Consider the following 16,641-nt stretch of genomic DNA (forward strand, 5'->3'; position numbering starts at 1 on the left):
CTCAGCCTCCGGACAGCTTGAGCTTGTCGTCGATCTGCTTGTCCACGCCCTTCAGCCCGGCCGCCAGGTCGGTCACCGAACCGCTCTCCCACTTGGCGACGAACGCGGCGAACGCCTCCTGGTTGAACACGCTGTTCACGCTGGCCGGCAGCGTCGAGGTGCGCGGGTGGGCGAAGATGTCGAGGAAGGTCTGGAAACGGGCGTCCTTCACCAGGTCGGGCGACTCCATCGCGGCCTTCGTCGTGGGCACGTTGCGCAGCGCGTTCGACAACGTCACCAGCGAGCCGGTGTCCGTGGTCAGGTACTTCACCAGCTCCCACGCCTGCTGCGGGTGCGCCGCGCCCTTGGGCACGCCGATCACGGTCCCGGCGGTGAAGCCGCTGCCGTACAGCTCGGGACGGCTGTCGGAGACGGGCAGGGGAGCGGTGCCGTAGTCCAGGTCCTTCGCCTCGCCCGCGATCATGGCGGTGCGCCACTCGCCGTCCAGGATCATCGCGACCTTGCCCTTGTAGAACGGGTGCTCGGCGCTCCACTCGTCGCCGAGGCCCTTCCTGAACTTCTCCAGCTTGTCGCGGCCGTACCAGTCGATCAGCTCCTTCTGCCAGGTCAGCAGCTCGCGCCAGGCCGGGTCGGAGCCGATGGCCGAGGTGCCGTCGGCGTTGTACCACTTCGCGCCCACCATCGGGCCGAGGTGGCTCGGGCTGTTCTCGTAGTACTGGACGCTCGGGACGAACCCGGCGACCTTGATCGTGCCGTCGGCGTCCCGGACCGTGAGCTTCTTGGCCAGGTCGGCCAGCTCGCTCAGCGTCCGGGGCGGCTGGTGGCCCTTCATCAGGGCCTTGTTGTAGTAGAGGCCGTAGGCGTCGGCCAGCAGCGGCAGCGTGCACTGGCGGCCGGCGAAGGCGGTGTAGGAGCGCGCGACGGCCGGCAGCACCGACAGGTCGATCCCGTCCTGCCTGATCACGGGCGTCAGGTCCTGGAACGCTCCCGACCTGCACCACTGGGCGACGTTGTCGGTGGTGAACGAGGCGGCCACGTCGGGCGGGTTGCCGCCGCGGACGGCCTGGGTGATCTGGTCGTCCTGGACGCCCTTGGTGGCCTTGACGGTGATCTGCGGGTACTTCTGGTTGAACCGGGCGATGGCGTCCTCGAACGCCTTGACCTCGGCGTCGGTCGAGAAGCCGTGCCACAGCTCGACGGTGGCGGCCGGAAGCGCCTGCGAGGCGGATCCGGAGGGACGGGGAGCGCCGAGCGAGGGCCCGGCCTCCTTGCCGGCGGTGCAGGCGGTCAGCGCCGCGGAGCACAGCAGTGCCGCGGCGGCCGCCAGGGGGACGAGACGCACGGGGGGTGCCTCCTGCCAGTCGCGGGGGGAGTCATGGGGTCTCAGGGGCGGACGGTGGAGCCGAACACCTCCTCCCGCACGGTGCCGAGCGCCTGGTCGAGCGCGCCGGCCAGGACCGGGTTGCCCTCGACGGTGGACAGCCGCACCCGCGGGCGGGGGATCGTCAGCGCGTGCAGCTCGTGCTCCACCAGCTCGCGCAGGGTCTCGCCGCCGGACAGCACGACGCCGCCGGTCAGCACGATCAGGGCGGGGTCGAGGACGGAGGTGATGGCGGCCAGGCCGACCGCCAGGCGGGCGGCGATGTCGCGCAGCCCGGCGCGGGCGTCGTCGGCCCGCTGGCCCGAGCCCTCCGCCAGGCGCACGGCCGCGGCGACCGCCTGCCGGAAGTCGCCGCCGCGCACGCCGTACGAGCGCAGCAGCTTGAGCACCGCAGGGCCGCCGGTCAGCGCCTGGTAGCCGTGGCTGGCGTAGCGGCCGGCCTCGCGGGCCGTCGGCGCGCCCGGCGTCGGCATGTAGCCGACCTCGCCCGCGCCGCCCGTCGCGCCCCGGTGCAGCCGCCCGCCGAGCACGACCGCCGAGCCGATGCCCTCGTCGGCCCACAGCAGCACGAAGTCGCCGCCGTCGCGGGCCGCGCCGTGGGCCTGCTCGGCCAGGGCGACGAGGTTGACGTTGTTCTCGACGTCCACCGGCACGCCCAGGCCGGCGGACAGGGTGGGCACCAGGTCGGGGAGCTGCCAGCCGGGGACGTCCTTGGCCGCGGCGTACCCCAGCCGGCCGGTGCCCGGGTCGACCGCCGCCTGCACGCCGATCACCACCCGGCGCGGCTTGTCCGGCGGGTTCGCGCCGGCCAGCGCCGCGTTCAGCCGGTCGACCAGCTCGCCGGCCGGCCGCCGGCGCGGGGTGGGCAGCGTGTGCTCGCCCACGACCGTGCCGGTGAGGTCGGCGATCCTGGCCTCGATGCGGTCAGGGGTGACGTCCAGGGCGCCCGCGTACGCCGCCGCCGGGTTGATCCGGTACACCTCGGCGGTCCGTCCCGGCAGGCCCTCCCTGACGCCGTCCAGGACCACCAGGCCCGCCTCCTGGAGCCGGGCGAGGAGCTGGGAGGCGGTGGGCTTGGACAGGCCGGTGAGCGCGCCGATCTCGGGGCGGGTGAGCGGGCCGCGGTCGAGGAGGGCCTGCAGGGCCGCGCGGTCGTTGATGGCGCGTAGCAGACTGGGGGTCCCCGGCACCGGACCGCTCACGGCGTCTCCTTGCTTAAGGGTTAGGAAACTTTCCTAACTCAGCATGAACATAAGGAGGCCAGAAGGGAAGGTCAAGTGCCGAGACGAAGACGTAACGAAGGCGCGGGAGGGAAGGAAAAGCGGGCGGAGTGCCGTCGCCGACATGCTAATGTCGTCGTTTGTCGTAACAACAAGCAGAATGGCCTGGAGTGTCCCATTAACCACATTAATGGTCAGGCGGCAACACGTCAAACGGAGCTCGCCAAGGAGCAGGAGTACGTCACCGCTCTCTACGACCGCCTCGACACCCTGCGTGAGCGCACCCAGCGTCAGCTCAAGGACGTGCTGGCCTCGGGAGCCGTCGGCACCATGCAGAACAGGTCCGAGCGCGACACCTTCGCGGAGATGTACGCCACCCGCCTCGCCCGGCTGTGGGCGGTCGAGCGCGGCCTGGTCTTCGGCCGGCTCGACCACCTGGAGGAAGGCCGGCTCTACATCGGCAAGCTCGGCCTCACCGACGACGACCAGACCCGCCTGCTCATCGACTGGCGCGCCCCTGTGGCGCAGCCGTTCTACCGCGCCACCCCGGCCGCCCCCATGGGCGTCACCCGCCGCCGCCACCTGCAGACCAAGGGCCGCGCGGTGGTCGGCGTGGACGACGACCTGCTCGACCTCGACGCGCTCAGCGACGCCGACCGCGCCACGCTCAACGGCGAGGCCGCGCTGCTGGCCGCGCTCGACGAGCGGCGCACCGGCCGCATGCGCGACATCGTCGCCACCATCCAGGCCGAGCAGGACCGGGTCATCCGCGGCGACCTGAACGGCGTCCTGGTCGTCCAGGGCGGCCCCGGCACCGGCAAGACCGTCGTCGCCCTGCACCGCGCCGCCTACCTGCTCTACACCCACCGCGAGCGGCTGGAGCGCCGCGGCGTGCTCATCCTCGGCCCCAACCTGACCTTCCTGCGCTACATCGAGCAGGTCCTGCCCTCGCTCGGCGAGACCGACGTGCTGCTGTCCACCGTCGGCGAGCTCTACCCCGGCGTGACCGCCACCGCCAGGGAGCGTCCCGAGGTGGCCGCGATCAAGGGCGACCCGCGCATGGCCGAGGTCATCGCCAGGGCCGTGCGCGACCGGCAGAAGATGCCGCGCAAGCCCGTCGAGATCCCCCTCGGCCGGCTCACGCTCACCATCGACCGCGCCATGCTCGACTCCGCCAGGAACAAGGCCGCCCGCTCGCGCCGCCCGCACAACCAGGCGCGCGCGGTGTTCGTCCGCTCGCTGCTCAACGCCCTGGCCAGGCAGCAGGCGCGCAAGCTCGGCAAGGGCCTCATCGACGAGGACGAGCTGGGCGACCTGCGCGAGGAGCTGCGCACCGAGCCCGCCGTCAAGGCCGCGCTCAACCGGCTGTGGCCGTACCTGACGCCCCAACGGCTGCTGCTGGGCCTCTACGGCTCGCCCGAGCGGCTGGAGTACGCCGCGGGGCAGCTCAGCCCCGCCGAGCGGGCGCTGCTGCGCCGCGACGCGGCCCGCGCCGGCGAGTGGACCGAGTCCGACGTGCCGCTCCTGGACGAGGCCGCCGAGCTGCTCGGCGACATCGACGAGCAGGTGCTGCGCGCCACCGCCATGCAGGCCGAGGAGGAGCTGGCCGCCGCCCGCCAGGCCGAGGAGCGCGAGCGCGAGGCCGAGCTCGCCTACGCCCGCGAGGTGCTGGAGCTGACCGGCCTGTCCGACGTCATGGAGGCCGAGCGGCTGGCCGAGCGGCAGCGCGGCGAGGGCCCCTACCTGACCACCGCCGAGCGCGCCGCCGCCGACCGCACCTGGGCCTACGGGCACGTCATCGTGGACGAGGCCCAGGAGCTGTCGCCGATGGCGTGGCGGGCCGTCATGCGCCGCTGCCCCACCCGGTCCATGACGATCGTCGGCGACATCGCCCAGACCGGCTCGGCCGCCGGGGCGCGCTCGTGGGCCGAGGTGCTCGACCCGTACGTGGCCGGGCGCTGGCGGCAGGAGCGGCTCACCGTCAACTACCGCACGCCGGTCGAGCTGATGGCGGTGGCCGCCCGCGTCCTGGCCGCCATCGACCCGGCGCTGGAGGCGCCCGCGTCGGTCCGCGAGAGCGGCGCCGAGCCGTGGTCCGCCCCGCTGGCGGCGCTGCCCGAGCTGGTCAAGGCCGAGGTCGGCGAGGGCGGCAAGGTCGCCGTGGTGGTGCCCGACGCGCTGCTGGACCGGCTCGGCGCGCAGGTCGCCGCGGCGGTGCCGGGCGCGGTCGTGGTCACGGCGGGGGCCGGGCGGGCCAAGGGGGCCGAGGCGCTGGACGCGCCCGTCGCCGTCCTCGGGGTGAGCGACGCCAAGGGGCTGGAGTTCGACTCGGTCATCGTGGCCGAACCGGACCTCATCGCCGTTCAGTCGCCACGAGGGCTCAGCGACCTGTATGTTGCTCTCACGCGCGCCACACAACGGCTCGGCGTTGTCCACGCGCAGCCGCTCTCCGGGGCGCTGCAGGGGGCCCTCCGGGCCCTGCCGGGCAGGTCGCAAACACCCTCCCAGGGGCTTTGATCTGCTTTGCCGCGGCCGGCCCCGCATGTCCCACCTGCGGAAACTTGATGTTCCCGCTGATCGGGACACGGTTGACATCTGAGGTGGAGTCGGTAGTTTGCTGCGCAGTCCAGCACGGGACTTGGCCGGTTGGCCGTCTCTGACATCGTCGGATCCTGCGTCCGTGACGGAGCGTGACTCCGTCCACACAGCCAGGTGCAGGGCCGTCGGTCCGTCGAGTCGGGGCACCCCAACCGGGCGGGGGGTTGGACCCGGGACGGGTCCGGGAGCCCAGTAGACAACGGAATTCCGCGCTCGCCGCCGACGAGACGGGTCCGGTCCGAAGGGTTTCCGGGCCCTCTTCCCGCTCTCGTGCGCCGGACCTGCGAGTGCGCCGGGTGGTCCCGTCGGCCGCGGGATCACCCTGCCGCCGCCCGTCGCCTCCGCCGATCCTCCCCCCACCGCGCCGTCCTGAGCGCGGTGCGGGGGCGGTAGCGTTTTCGCAGAGCAGGCGTCCGACGGTGGCTGAGGAGACCCGGAGTGGTGCAGGAACGAACGAGCCCGCCGCCCCCGAGCGGCCCGGCCCCCACCGCCGACCACCCATCCGCCCCCGCCCCCGCTTCGGACGTGCCCGCTTCGGACGTGCCCGGGCAGGGCGCGTCCGCCGGCGGTGACGGTCCCGCCTCCGCGGCCCTCGCGGACGGCCTCGCCGCCGCCCCTTCCGCCCTCCCTTCGGACGACTCGCTGGTGACGGCGGCCGTGACGCCTCCGGAGGACGGCCCGAGCGTGCCGGACGGGCCGCCCGCCAACGAGCCGGTGGACGGGACGGCGGGCCTCGGGCCGGTGGACGGGACGGCGGACGGGCCGGCGGACGGGTCGGCGGACGGGTCGGCGGACCGCGGCTCGGTGGACCGGGAGCCGCCCGCGGGCGGGCCGGCGGCCGGTGCGGGAGGGGCGGTCGTGGACCGGACGCCGGCGTCCCGGGGGAGCGGGCGGGAGCCGCGGGTGCGGCTGCTGGGGCGGGTCGCGGCGGCCGCGCTGGGCGGGCTGGCGCTGTTCGTGGCGTTCCCGCCGCTCGGCTGGTGGCCGTGCGCCCCTCTCGGCATCGCGCTCGTCGTCGCCTCCCTGTACGGCGCCCGCCCCCGCCGCGCGGCCTGGCTGGGGGGCCTGGGCGCGGCGGTGTTCCTGTTCCCGGCCCTCGCCTGGGTCCGGACCATCGGCGACGACGTCTGGGTCATGCTGGTGGTGACGGAGTGCGTCTTCTACGCCGTCATGGCCGCCCTGGCGGCGCCGGTGTTCCGGCTGCGCGGCTGGCCGCTGTGGTTCGCCGGGTTGTGGGTGGCGATGGAGTGGGCCCGCGGCCTGGTGCCCATCGGCGGCTTCCCGTGGGCGCGGGCGGCCTTCAGCCAGGGCGAGTCGTTGTTCACCGAGTACGCCGCGCTCGGCGGCGCTCCGCTGGTGTCGTTCGCCGTGGCCCTGTGCGGCGCCCTGCTGGCCCGCGCCGTCCTGGTCCGGCCCCCGGCGCGGCGCCCCTGGCTGCGGGCGGCTCCGGCGGTCCTGGCGCTCGCCGTGCCCCTCCTGACGCTCGCCGTGCCGCGTCCCGGCGACGAGGGCCGCTCGATCAACGTCGGCGTCGTCCAGGGCAACGTCCCGGGCCGGGGCATGTACGTGCTCGGCGACGAGCCGGCCGTCGTGCTGAAGAACCACGCCAACGAGACCAAGCGCCTGGCCGAGGCCGTCCGGGAGGGCCGGCTGCCGCGGCCCGACATCGTCGTCCTGCCGGAGAACTCCACCGACATCGACCCCTACCGGGACGAGTACGCCCGCGCGATCATCCAGGACTCGGTCAGCGACGTCGGCGTGCCGACGCTCGTCGGCGCGGTCGTGGCCATCGGCGACGAGCACCGCGCCACCCGCAGCCTCACCTGGGACCCGGTGACCGGCCCGGGCGCCTACTACGACAAGCAGAACCTCGTGCCGTTCGGCGAGTACACGCCGTTCAAGGACCTGGTGCTGGCCTTCTGGGAACGGGCGAGCCTGGTGGGCCGCCAGTCGGTCCCCGGCGACCGGCCGGGCGACCTCAGGCTCGGCCCGGTCACGATCGGCGCGGTCAACTGCTACGAGGTGGCCTACGACGCCACCGTGCGCGGCACGGTCCGGGCCGGCGGCACGCCCCTGGTGGTGCAGACCAACAACGCCAGCTACGCCCTGTCGAACCTGCCGCCGCAGCAGCTCGCCATGTCCCAGCTGCGCGCGGTCGAGCACAACAGGGCCGTGGTGACCGCCGCCACGACCGGGATCTCCGCATTTGTCACGCCTGACGGTAAGGTCTCCTGGCAGACCCGCGAACTGGTCGCGGACATGAACGTGGTGAAGGTGCCCGTCCGCACCCAGGAGACGCTCGCCACCAAGGTGGGCGCCTGGCCGGAATGGGCATTGATGGTGATGGGAGTCGCGGCGGCCGGCGCCGCCGCATGGCGCGGCAGGCGGCGAGGCGATGGGTGAGGGGCGGCTGGACATGGAGGCTCTGGGCAGGGTGCTCGTCGTCGTCCCCACCTACAACGAGCGCGACAACCTGCCCTCCATCGTCGAGCGCATCCGCGCGGCCGTGCCGGAGGCCCACGTGCTGGTGGCCGACGACGCCAGCCCCGACGGCACCGGCGAGGTCGCCGACGGGCTGGCCGCCGGCGACGAGCAGGTGCACGTCCTGCACCGGCCCGGCAAGCAGGGCCTCGGCGCGGCCTACATCGCGGGCTTCCGCTGGGGCCTGGACGAGGGCTTCGACGTGCTGGTCGAGATGGACGCCGACGGCTCGCACCAGCCCGAGGAGCTGCCGAGGCTGCTGGCGGCGCTGGGCGAGGGCGCCGACCTCGCGATCGGCTCCCGATACGTCCCCGGCGGGCGGATCGTCAACTGGCCGCAGCGCCGCGAGCTGCTGTCCAAGGGCGCGAACGTCTACACCCGCGTCATGCTCGGCCTGCCGGTGCGCGACGCGACCGCCGGCTTCCGCGCCTACCGCGCCGCCACGCTGGAGAAGGTGGGTCTGGCGGGCGTCGAGTCGCAGGGCTACTGCTTCCAGGTCGACCTCACGCTGCGCACCGCCCGGCACGGGCTGCGGGTGGTGGAGGTCCCGATCACGTTCGTCGAGCGGACGGTCGGGAAGAGCAAGATGAGCGGCAAGATCATGTCCGAGGCGTTGTGGCGCATCGGCCTGTGGGGCGTGACGGGCCTGCCGAGACGGCTGCGCCGCGACGGCGGGCGCGGCTAGGAACGCATCCGGCCCGCCGGACGTTGTGCCTGACGTACGCGTGCGCGGAATCGAGGGAAACGATGCGGCTCCTGCTGTTCCTGGCCTTCCTGGTCGTCCCGGTGCTGGAGATCTGGCTGCTCATCCAGGTCGGGTCCGTGATCGGCGGCCCGGCGACGGTGGCCCTGCTGATCGCCGACAGCCTGCTCGGCGCGTGGATCGTGCGCCGCGAGGGGCGGCGGGCCTGGCGCGCGCTGCAGGAGGCGCTGCGGGCCGGCCGGATGCCCGAGCGTGAGCTGGCCGACGGCGCCCTGGTGCTGGTGGGCGGCGCGCTGCTGCTGACGCCGGGCTTCTTCACCGACGTGTTCGGCTTCGCCTGCCTGCTGCCGGTCACCCGGCCGCTGATGCGGCGGCTCGGGGCGTGGTTCTTCGAGCGGCGGGTCAAGCGCATGGCCGCCGCCTCCCCGTACGCCGGCCTCTTCCCCTCCCGGCAGGACCCGGCGGCCCCGCACGGCGCCGGCCGCGTGGTGACCGGCGAGGTCATCAAGGAAGAAGAGCGCGAGACCCGCTAGGACGTATGGGCGGCGGCGCGCGGGGAAGCGGACCCGGATCGGTCCGACGACCCCGGGAGGACGCATGCCGCAGGTGGACAGGATCGCCGAGCCGTGGGGGACGCGGACGCCGTACGGGCCGGGTGACCCCTGGCCGGTCCGGGTGGACGCCTTCCTCGAGGCGGGCCTGCGCGAGCAGGACGTGGAGCGCTGGGTGCAGAGCGCGTCGATCCTGCACAGCAACGGCGACGCCATGGACATCGCCGTGCGCGCGGGCCGCGTGGTGGGGGTGCGCGGGCGCGCCGCCGACCGCGTCAACCACGGCCGGCTCGACCCCAAGGACCTGTACGGCTGGCAGGCCGGAAACGCCGCCGACCGCCTGACGCGCCCGCTGGTGCGCGAGGGCGGCCGGCTGGTGGAGAGCGACTGGGACACCGCCATGGAGCGGGTCACGGGCCGCCTGAAGGAGCTGCTGGCCGAGCAGGGCCCGAGCGCGGCCGGCTTCTACACCACCGGCCAGCTGTTCCTGGAGGAGTACTACACCCTCGCCCTCATCGCGCACGGCGGCATCGGCACCAACCACGTGGACGGCAACACCCGCCTGTGCACGGCCACGGCCGCGGCGGCGCTGAAGGAGTCGTTCGGCTGCGACGGCCAGCCCGGCTCCTACACCGACGTGGACCACGCCGACGTCATCGCCCTGTACGGCCACAACGTCGCCGAGACCCAGAGCGTGCTGTGGAGCCGCGTCCTGGACCGGCTGGCCGGCCCCAACCCGCCCGCCCTGGTGTGCGTGGACCCGCGCGAGACCGAGGTCGCCCGCGCCGCCGCCGTGCACCTGGCCCCCCGCCCCGGCACGAACGTCGCCCTGATGAACGGCCTGCTGCACGAGATCGTCGCGAACGGCTGGACCGACGAGGCGTACCTGCGCGACCACGTGGTCGGCTTCGAGGAGCTGCGCGAGCGCGTCGCGAACTGGCCGGCCGAGGAGGCCGCCCGCGTCTGCGACGTGCCGGTCGCGGACCTGCGCGAGGCGGCGCGGCTGATCGGCACCGCCGAGCGGCTGCTGTCCACCGTCCTGCAGGGCTTCTACCAGTCGCACCAGGCCACCGCCGCGGCCGTCCAGGTCAACAACGTGCACCTGGTGCGCGGCATGCTGGGCCGGCCCGGCTGCGGGGTGCTGCAGATGAACGGCCAGCCGACCGCGCAGAACACCCGCGAGTGCGGCGCCGACGGCGACCTGCCGGGCTTCCGCAACTGGGCGAACGACGCGCACGTCCAGGACCTGGCGCGCGTCTGGAACATCGACCCGCTGGACATCCCGCACTACTCGCCGCCCACCCACGCGATGCAGATGTTCCGCTACGCCGAGGAGGGCTCGATCAGGTTCCTGTACGTGATCGGCACCAACCCGGCCGTGTCGCTGCCAGAGCTGCGCCGCGTCCGCTCGATCCTGCGCCGCGAGGGCCTGTTCCTGGTCGTGCAGGACATCTTTCTGTCGGAGACCGCGCAGCTCGCCGACGTGGTGCTGCCCGCCGCGACCTGGGGCGAGAAGACCGGCACGTTCACCAACGCCGACCGCACCGTGCACCTGTCGGACAAGGCCGTGGAGCCGCCCGGCGAGGCCCGTCCCGACCTCGACATCTTCCTCGACCTGGCGCGCCGGCTGGACCTGCGCGACAAGGACGGCGCGCCGCTGGTGAAGTGGCACGACGCCGAGGGCGCGTTCGAGGGGTGGAAGGAGTGCTCGCGCGGCCGGCCGTGCGACTACAGCGGGCTCACCTACGACAGGCTGCGCGGCGGCAGCGGCGTGCAGTGGCCGTGCGACGACGAGCACCCGGACGGCACCGAGCGCCTGTACGCCGGCGGCCGCTTCTTCAGCGACCCCGCCTGCTGCGAGGACTACGGGCGCGACCTGGTGACCGGGGCGCCGCTGTCCGGCACCGAGTACAGGGCGCTCAACCCGGACGGCAAGGCGATCATCAAGGCCGCCGAGTACGTCCCGCCGCACGAGCAGCCCGGTGAGGAGTTCCCGCTGTGGCTGACCACCGGCCGCACCCTCTACCACTTCCACACCCGCACCAAGACGGGCCGCACCCCGCAGCTCCGGAGGGCCGCGCCGGAGCCGTGGGCGGAGCTGTCGCCCGGCGAGGCCGCCCGCAACGGGCTGGCCGAGGGCGACCTGGTGGAGATCGCCACCCCGCGCGGCTCGGTGCGGGCCCGGCTGCGGGTGACCGGCATGCGGGACGGCGTGGTGTTCCTGCCCTTCCACTACGGCTACTGGGACGAGCCCGGCGGGTCGGGGCCGGAGGACGGGGAGAGCGGCCGGGCGGCCAACGAGCTGACCCTCACCGACTGGGACCCGGTCTCCAAGCAGCCCATCTTCAAGACCGCCGCGGCCCGGGTCACGCTGGTCAAGGCGGGCGACGGCGAGCCGTCCCCGGCGCCGACGACGGGCGCGTCCCGGCCGGCCGCGCCGGGCGTGCCGCCGACCGAAGGAGGCCGGGCGGCCCTGGCCGAGGAAGGGGACGCCGCGTGAAGCTGGACCTGGTGCTGAAGGAGCTGCACCGCGCCGAGAACGAGCTGGGCCACCTGCTGCTGCGGCTGTCCGAGCGGCACAAGGCCGACCACGAGACCTACCACGTGGCCCGCGACCTGGCCGTGTGGTGCCAGGACCACGTGCGGCTGCTGGCCGAGGCCGGCGACGCCTACGGGCTGAGCCTGGACCCCTCGCCGGCGGGGGAGCCCGGGCCGGTGGAGCGGGTGCGCGAGAAGGCCGCGGAATGGCTCGGCCGCCGTCCGGAGCCCGGCCTGCTGCTGCTGGCCGACCTGCGTCACCTGTACCGGACGGCCTCGGGGGTGTCGCTGGACTGGGAGCTGCTGGCCCAGGCCGCGCAGGGCGCCCGCCGCCGCGGCCTGCTGGAGCTCGCCGGGCGCTGCCACCCGCAGACGCTGCGCCAGCTCCGCTGGGCCGAGGCCAGGCTCAAGGAGTCGGCCACGCAGGTGCTGGTGAGCTGAGGGCACGAAGAAACCCCCGGACCGGGCGGCCCGGGGGTTTCACCGTGAGAGGAGGTCAGGCGCTCTTGCGGCGCTGGGCCCGCAGGACCGCCAGCCGCTCGTTGAGCACCTCCTCAAGGTCCTCGATGGATCGGCGTTCCAGGAGCATGTCCCAGTGCGTCCTCGGGGGCTTCGTCTTCTTCGACTCCGGCTGCTCGCCGTCCACCCGCACCGCTGTGACGCCGCACATGCGGCACTCCCAGGTGGCGGGGATCTCGGCCTCGGCGGCAAGCGGAACCTCGAAGCGATGGCCCTTAGGACAGGTGTAGGACACCTCCTGGCGTGGGGCCAGATCCGTGTTACGGTCGTTCTCGTAGCTGGTTGCCCCGAGCCGGGTGCCACGAAGCGCGCGCTCGCCCATGTCTCAATGCCTCCTACAGGGCCCCCATGCGTGGGGGGTCTGTCTCCCACGGTGTCTAACGCTTGGTACCGTGATGGGATTCCCACCCTCGGGGTGATCCAATCGCGTCAGGGGCCTCGGGTTCACGCGATCGCCTCCCTGATGGCCGGCGTCCCCCTCCTGATCAGGGCTCCCGCCAGCCACAACGCGCCCGCGAGAAGGAGCGCGCCGTGTGCGATCCGCAGCGGGTACGGGCCGAAGAACTGCGGGATGAACAGCGCGAACCCGGCCGCCAGCGCGCTGCCGCACCAGCGGGGCAGCGCTCCCGAGCGGGCCACCGCGACCGCCGCCATGATCGTCCCGGCGGCCAGCAGGAGGAGTCCCGCGGCGAACATGCCCATCGCGACCGGCCCGTAGCGGAACTCGGCGGCCAGCTCCATGAGCGCGGGCGCGCCGTCGCGCAGGGAGCGGCGGGCGATGACGTTCAGCCCGAAGTCCTCGGCCCCGTAGTACGGCAGCGTCAGGCCCGCGCCGAGCCACGTCACCGCGGCCGCGCGCAGCGACAGCCGGTCGCCGAGCACCTGGTGCAGCCCGAGCAGCGCGAGGCCGAGCAGCACGAACCCGGCCATGGCGGCCGCGTGCCCGGCGACCCACCCCGCGGAGGCCATCGCCGCGGCGTCGTCCGTGGACGGGCGCAGCAGCGGATAGAGCAGGAACAGCACGCCGGACGCGGCGAAGGTGGCGGCGGTGAGACGGGTGGGCATGACGGCGCTCCTCGAAAATGTGCATCGCTCTCTGGCGAGAGCAATGCTCTCGCAGAGCGGTGCCGCGAGTCAAGAGCAGTGCTCTCGCTTGTGAGCGATGCCGCCGCGTGGCGGGGCTCAGATGCACTGCGGCACCTCGTTGCCCGCGTCGCGGATCGCCTTGGGCAGGTTCGTCATGACCAGCAGCACGAAGCCGATCACGAAGAAGATCACCATCGAGACGATGGCGACGCGGTAGCTGTTGGTGAGCTGCAGCGCCACGGTGACCGTCAGCGAGCCGATGAACGCCGACCCCTTGTCGCTGATCTGCAGCAGGCTGAAGTACTCCGCCTCCCGCCCCTTCGGGATCACCTGCGAGAACAGCGAGCGCGACAGCGCCTGCGTGCCGCCCAGCACGATCGCGATCGCGAACGCCATCAGGTAGAACTGCACCGCCTGCCCCTCGCCCACGAACACCGCCGTCGCCACGATCGCCGTCCACAGCACCAGGCTCGCCAGCACCGTCCGCTTGGTGCCGATCAGCCGCGCCAGCCACCCCATCGCCAGCGCCCCGAAGAACGCCACGAACTGCACCATGAGGATCGCCGTGATCTGCACCGTCTTGTCCAGCTTGAGCGCCTCGGAGGCGAACGCCGCACTGTTGCCGATCACGGTCTGCACGCCGTCGTTGTAGACCAGGTACGCCAGCAGGAACAGCAGCGTCTCGGGGTACCTGCCCAGCTCGGCGATCGTGCGCCCGAGCTGCCGGAAGCTGCCGCCGACCGAGCGCAGCGCCGTCGTCTCGTGCGCGGGCACCGGCCGGTTGCGCAGCCGCAGCAGCGGCACGACGGTGAACGTCGCCCACCACAGCCCGGCCGACATCATGCAGATCCGCACCGCCGCGCCCTCGCCCAGCCCCAGGCTCTCGTGCTGGAGGTACAGCACCAGGTTGAGGGCCAGCAGCAGCCCGCCGCCGAGGTAGCCGATCGCCCACCCGCGCGAGGACACCCCGTCGCGCTCCTCCGGCGTGGAGATCTGCGGCAGGAACGAGTCGTAGACCACGACCGAGCAGCCGTAGGCCAGGTTGGCCAGCACGAACAGCACGCCGCCGAGCAGGTAGCGGTCGCCCTCGACGAAGAACAGCCCCATCGTGGCCAGCGCGCCGACGTAGGCGAAGCCGCCCAGCAGCTCCCGCTTGCGGCCGGTGTGGTCGGCCAGCGCGCCCGCCACCGGCAGCACCACGATCTGCAGGAACACCGCGACCGTGGTGATCAGGCCGAAGAACGCGGCCGGCCGGATGTCGGCGCCGAGCACGTCCACGTAGCCGAGGCCGGGGTTGGCGGCGACCAGGTTGTCGAAGTCGGCCGAGCACCGCTCGGCCGGCACACCGGGGAAGTCCTTCGCGCAGGCCGCGGTCCGCGCCACCGGGATCAGGTACGGGCCGAGGAAGACCGAGATGATCGTGGTGTAGAAGGCCGAGTTGGCCCAGTCGTAGATGTACCAGCCGCGCTGCTCGCGCCGGCGCGCTGCGGGGGAGTCGTCCAGCGCCGCGGGGGGTGCGGGTACGGGCATGATGTCTCGTCGCTCCTAGCGCCGGCCGGTCCGCCGGCCGGGGGTCAGAAGGGCTGCGGGGGGTTCAGGCCGCCAGGCTGCCGGGGTGCCACTGGCCGCGCCGCGTCAGCACCTCGCGCAGGCCGGTGACGTTGTCGGTCATGACGCCGTCCACGCCGAGGTCGAGCAGCTGCTCCATGCGGGCGGTGTCGTTGATCGTCCACACGTGCACCTGCATGCCGATGGCGTGCGCGGTGCGCACCAGGGCGCGGGTGGTGACGCGCAGCCCGCGAAAGCCCACCGGCACCTGGGCGCAGGGCACGCCGGCGCGCGACAGGCGGGCCAGCAGCCGCCCGTAGCCGGAGGTGGCGGCCGCGGTGCGCAGCGCGGCGATGCCGCGCGGCCCGAGCGCCGAGCACACCTCGCGGCCCAGCGCCGCCTTGGCCAGCACCAGCCGCTCGTCGGAGAAGGAGGTCAGGCAGACGCGGTCGTAGGCGTTGGTGCGCCGGACCGCCTCGGCCAGCGGGGCGATCGCCGCGGCCTCCTTGACGTCGATGTTGAAGCGGATCTCCGGCCAGGTGCCGAGAAGGTCCTCCAGCAGGGGGATCTCGTGCACGCCGCCGATGCGGGCCCGCCGCACCGCCCGGTAGGGCAGCTCGGAGATGCGGCCGCGCCGGTCGGTCACCCGGTCGAGGGTGTGGTCGTGGAAGGCCAGCAGCACGCCGTCGGCCGTGGCGTGCGCGTCGGTCTCCAGGTAGGTGTAGCCGAGCCCGACCGCCCGTTCGAAGGCGGCCACGGAGTTCTCCGCGCCCTCCGCGGCGCCCCCGCGATGGGCGAAGGCGAGCGGGCCCGGGTGGTCGAGAAAGGCGAATCGGCGGCTCAGCACGTCCTGAAGTATGCCCTTCCTGGATGAACGCTGCGGTTACGAATCGGGGAGATTCTGCCACTCCTGGCGGCGTGCCTCCGACAGCGCGATGGCGGCCGCCACCGCCACGTTGAACGAGCCCACCCGGCCGACCTGGGGGATGTAGCAGGCGCCGTCGACGGCGTCGAGCAGGGCGGGGGAGCAGCCGTGGTCCTCGCTGCCGACCACCAGGCACACGTCGCGGCCGAGGTCGGCGCGGTGCAGCGGCACCGCCTCCTCGGTCAGCTCGATCGCGAGCACCGCGTAGCCCGCCTCGCGGGCGGCCTTGACCGCCTCGGTGGCGGGCACCGCCTCGTGCCAGGTGACCAGCCGCTCGGTGCCGAGCGCGGTCTTGCCCGCCTTGGGGTTGGTGGGCGGGGTGGCGTTGCCGGCCAGCCAGACCTCCTCCACGCCGAACGCGGCGGCGCTGCGGAAGATCGAGCCGATGTTGAACGGGCCGGTGACCGACTCGATGATCAGGCCGAGCCGGTTGCCGGTGTTCCTGCGCCAGGTGCGGTTGAGCCGCTTGACGTCGGTGGGGCGCAGCTGCCTTCTCACGGGGTCACCTTCAGGATGCGGTAGGCGGCCCGGCTGGCCTCTCGGGAGGCCTGCCAGCCCTGCTCGCCGAGCCAGCGCTGCAGGGAGTCGGAGCCGAGGTGTCTCTGGACGACCAGGTAGGCGACGCCGTCGGGGGTGAGCCGGGTCAGCCACCTGGTGAGCATGTCGTGCAGGGCCTGCTTGCCGATGCGGATGGCGGGGTTGGACCAGATCGCCCGGAAGCGGACGTCGTCCGGCACCTCGTCCACATGCACCGACCTTACTTTGTCAAGGCGGGCGGCCTGAGCGTTCCTGGCGGTCAGCTCCACGCTGCGCCGGTTCACGTCGACGGCCCAGACCGTCGCCCGCGGGGCACGGGCGGCCATGGTCAGCGCGATCGGGCCGTAGCCGCAGCCCAGGTCGAGCAGGTCGCCCTCCTGCGGCGGCGGCGGGACGCTCTCCAGCAGCACCCGCGTGCCCACGTCGACCCGCTCGGGCGAGAACACCCCGCTGTCGGTCTCCAGCCGCAGGTGCAGGTCGGGCAGGACGAGGTCGACCGCGCCGGGCCGGCTCGCGGCGCCCGGCCGCTCGGTGAAGTAGTGGGCCACGTGGTG

14 protein-coding genes are annotated in these 16,641 nt (G+C 73.5%); 6 read left to right on the forward strand and 8 right to left on the reverse strand.

All coding sequences use genetic code 11. The annotated features are described in order from the left end of the window. Position 1: 1 nt before the first annotated feature. Positions 2-1,342: an ABC transporter substrate-binding protein gene (locus tag MF672_RS36800; RefSeq protein ID WP_242379360.1), complete on the reverse strand. Its 1,341-nt coding sequence runs from the start codon at positions 1,340-1,342 to the stop codon at positions 2-4. Positions 1,343-1,383: 41 nt separating this feature from the next. Further along, entirely contained in the window at positions 1,384-2,583 is a 1,200-nt protein-coding gene (locus MF672_RS36805; protein ID WP_242379359.1) for an ROK family transcriptional regulator, read from the reverse strand. Positions 2,584-2,787: 204 nt separating this feature from the next. On the opposite strand from MF672_RS36805, the gene MF672_RS36810 reads away from it, so the two are divergent. The 6 genes from MF672_RS36810 to MF672_RS36835 all read left to right on the forward strand — a co-directional run bounded on the left by MF672_RS36810 (position 2,788) and on the right by MF672_RS36835 (position 11,913). Then, a complete protein-coding gene (locus MF672_RS36810) occupies positions 2,788-5,118 on the forward strand; it encodes a HelD family protein (protein WP_507161385.1) in 2,331 nt (776 codons plus the stop codon). A gap of 519 nt (positions 5,119-5,637) precedes the next feature. Further along, positions 5,638-7,602 (forward strand): apolipoprotein N-acyltransferase, encoded by a 1,965-nt coding sequence (gene lnt, locus MF672_RS36815; protein ID WP_242379357.1) that lies wholly within the window; start codon positions 5,638-5,640, stop codon positions 7,600-7,602. Next, the gene (locus MF672_RS36820) at positions 7,595-8,365 is read left to right on the forward strand and encodes a polyprenol monophosphomannose synthase (RefSeq protein ID WP_407654789.1); all 771 of its coding nucleotides are present in this window, start codon (positions 7,595-7,597) and stop codon (positions 8,363-8,365) included. Before lnt ends, MF672_RS36820 begins: the two co-directional genes overlap by 8 nt. Before the next feature lie 62 nt (positions 8,366-8,427). Then, complete coding sequence (locus MF672_RS36825; protein ID WP_242379356.1) at positions 8,428-8,916, forward strand: FxsA family protein; 489 nt, start codon at positions 8,428-8,430, stop codon at positions 8,914-8,916. 64 nt (positions 8,917-8,980) lie between these two features. Further along, entirely contained in the window at positions 8,981-11,434 is a 2,454-nt protein-coding gene (locus MF672_RS36830; protein ID WP_242379355.1) for a molybdopterin oxidoreductase family protein, read from the forward strand. Next, positions 11,431-11,913: a hypothetical protein gene (locus MF672_RS36835; protein ID WP_242379354.1), complete on the forward strand. Its 483-nt coding sequence runs from the start codon at positions 11,431-11,433 to the stop codon at positions 11,911-11,913. Before MF672_RS36830 ends, MF672_RS36835 begins: the two co-directional genes overlap by 4 nt. A 55-nt stretch (positions 11,914-11,968) precedes the next feature. Here the strand turns inward: MF672_RS36835 and MF672_RS36840 are convergent, their stop codons facing one another. The 6 genes from MF672_RS36840 to MF672_RS36865 form a co-directional block, all read right to left on the reverse strand. Beyond that, positions 11,969-12,313 (reverse strand): RNA polymerase-binding protein RbpA, encoded by a 345-nt coding sequence (locus tag MF672_RS36840; RefSeq protein ID WP_125637410.1) that lies wholly within the window; start codon positions 12,311-12,313, stop codon positions 11,969-11,971. A gap of 122 nt (positions 12,314-12,435) precedes the next feature. Continuing rightward, the gene (locus MF672_RS36845) at positions 12,436-13,056 is read right to left on the reverse strand and encodes a hypothetical protein (RefSeq protein WP_242379353.1); all 621 of its coding nucleotides are present in this window, start codon (positions 13,054-13,056) and stop codon (positions 12,436-12,438) included. Between the two features lie 117 nt (positions 13,057-13,173). After that, positions 13,174-14,607 (reverse strand): MFS transporter, encoded by a 1,434-nt coding sequence (locus tag MF672_RS36850; RefSeq protein ID WP_242379352.1) that lies wholly within the window; start codon positions 14,605-14,607, stop codon positions 13,174-13,176. A gap of 64 nt (positions 14,608-14,671) precedes the next feature. After that, positions 14,672-15,472, reverse strand: coding sequence for a glycerophosphodiester phosphodiesterase family protein (locus MF672_RS36855; protein ID WP_242379351.1), 801 nt, complete (start codon positions 15,470-15,472; stop codon positions 14,672-14,674). Positions 15,473-15,508: 36 nt separating this feature from the next. Next, on the reverse strand, positions 15,509-16,048 hold the full coding sequence (locus MF672_RS36860; protein WP_242379350.1) for a TrmH family RNA methyltransferase: 540 nt from the start codon (positions 16,046-16,048) through the stop codon (positions 15,509-15,511). Next, positions 16,045-16,635, reverse strand: a complete 591-nt coding sequence (locus MF672_RS36865) for a class I SAM-dependent methyltransferase (protein WP_242379348.1) — start codon at positions 16,633-16,635, stop codon at positions 16,045-16,047. Before MF672_RS36865 ends, MF672_RS36860 begins: the two co-directional genes overlap by 4 nt. Positions 16,636-16,641: the final 6 nt, after the last annotated feature.

This window comes from Actinomadura luzonensis (assembly GCF_022664455.2).
Taxonomy (GTDB): Bacteria; Actinomycetota; Actinomycetes; order Streptosporangiales; family Streptosporangiaceae; genus Nonomuraea; species Nonomuraea luzonensis.

Bases quoted from the DNA above. Each gene is read 5' to 3' on its own strand.
- MF672_RS36840 (WP_125637410.1), bottom strand. From the start codon at position 12,313: ATGGGCGAGCGCGCGCTTCGTGGCACCCGGCTCGGGGCAACCAGCTAC.
- MF672_RS36830 (WP_242379355.1), top strand. From the start codon at position 8,981: ATGCCGCAGGTGGACAGGATCGCCGAGCCGTGGGGGACGCGGACGCCG.
- MF672_RS36820 (WP_407654789.1), top strand. From the start codon at position 7,595: ATGGGTGAGGGGCGGCTGGACATGGAGGCTCTGGGCAGGGTGCTCGTC.
- MF672_RS36850 (WP_242379352.1), bottom strand. From the start codon at position 14,607: ATGCCCGTACCCGCACCCCCCGCGGCGCTGGACGACTCCCCCGCAGCG.
- MF672_RS36825 (WP_242379356.1), top strand. From the start codon at position 8,428: ATGCGGCTCCTGCTGTTCCTGGCCTTCCTGGTCGTCCCGGTGCTGGAG.
- MF672_RS36845 (WP_242379353.1), bottom strand. From the start codon at position 13,056: ATGCCCACCCGTCTCACCGCCGCCACCTTCGCCGCGTCCGGCGTGCTG.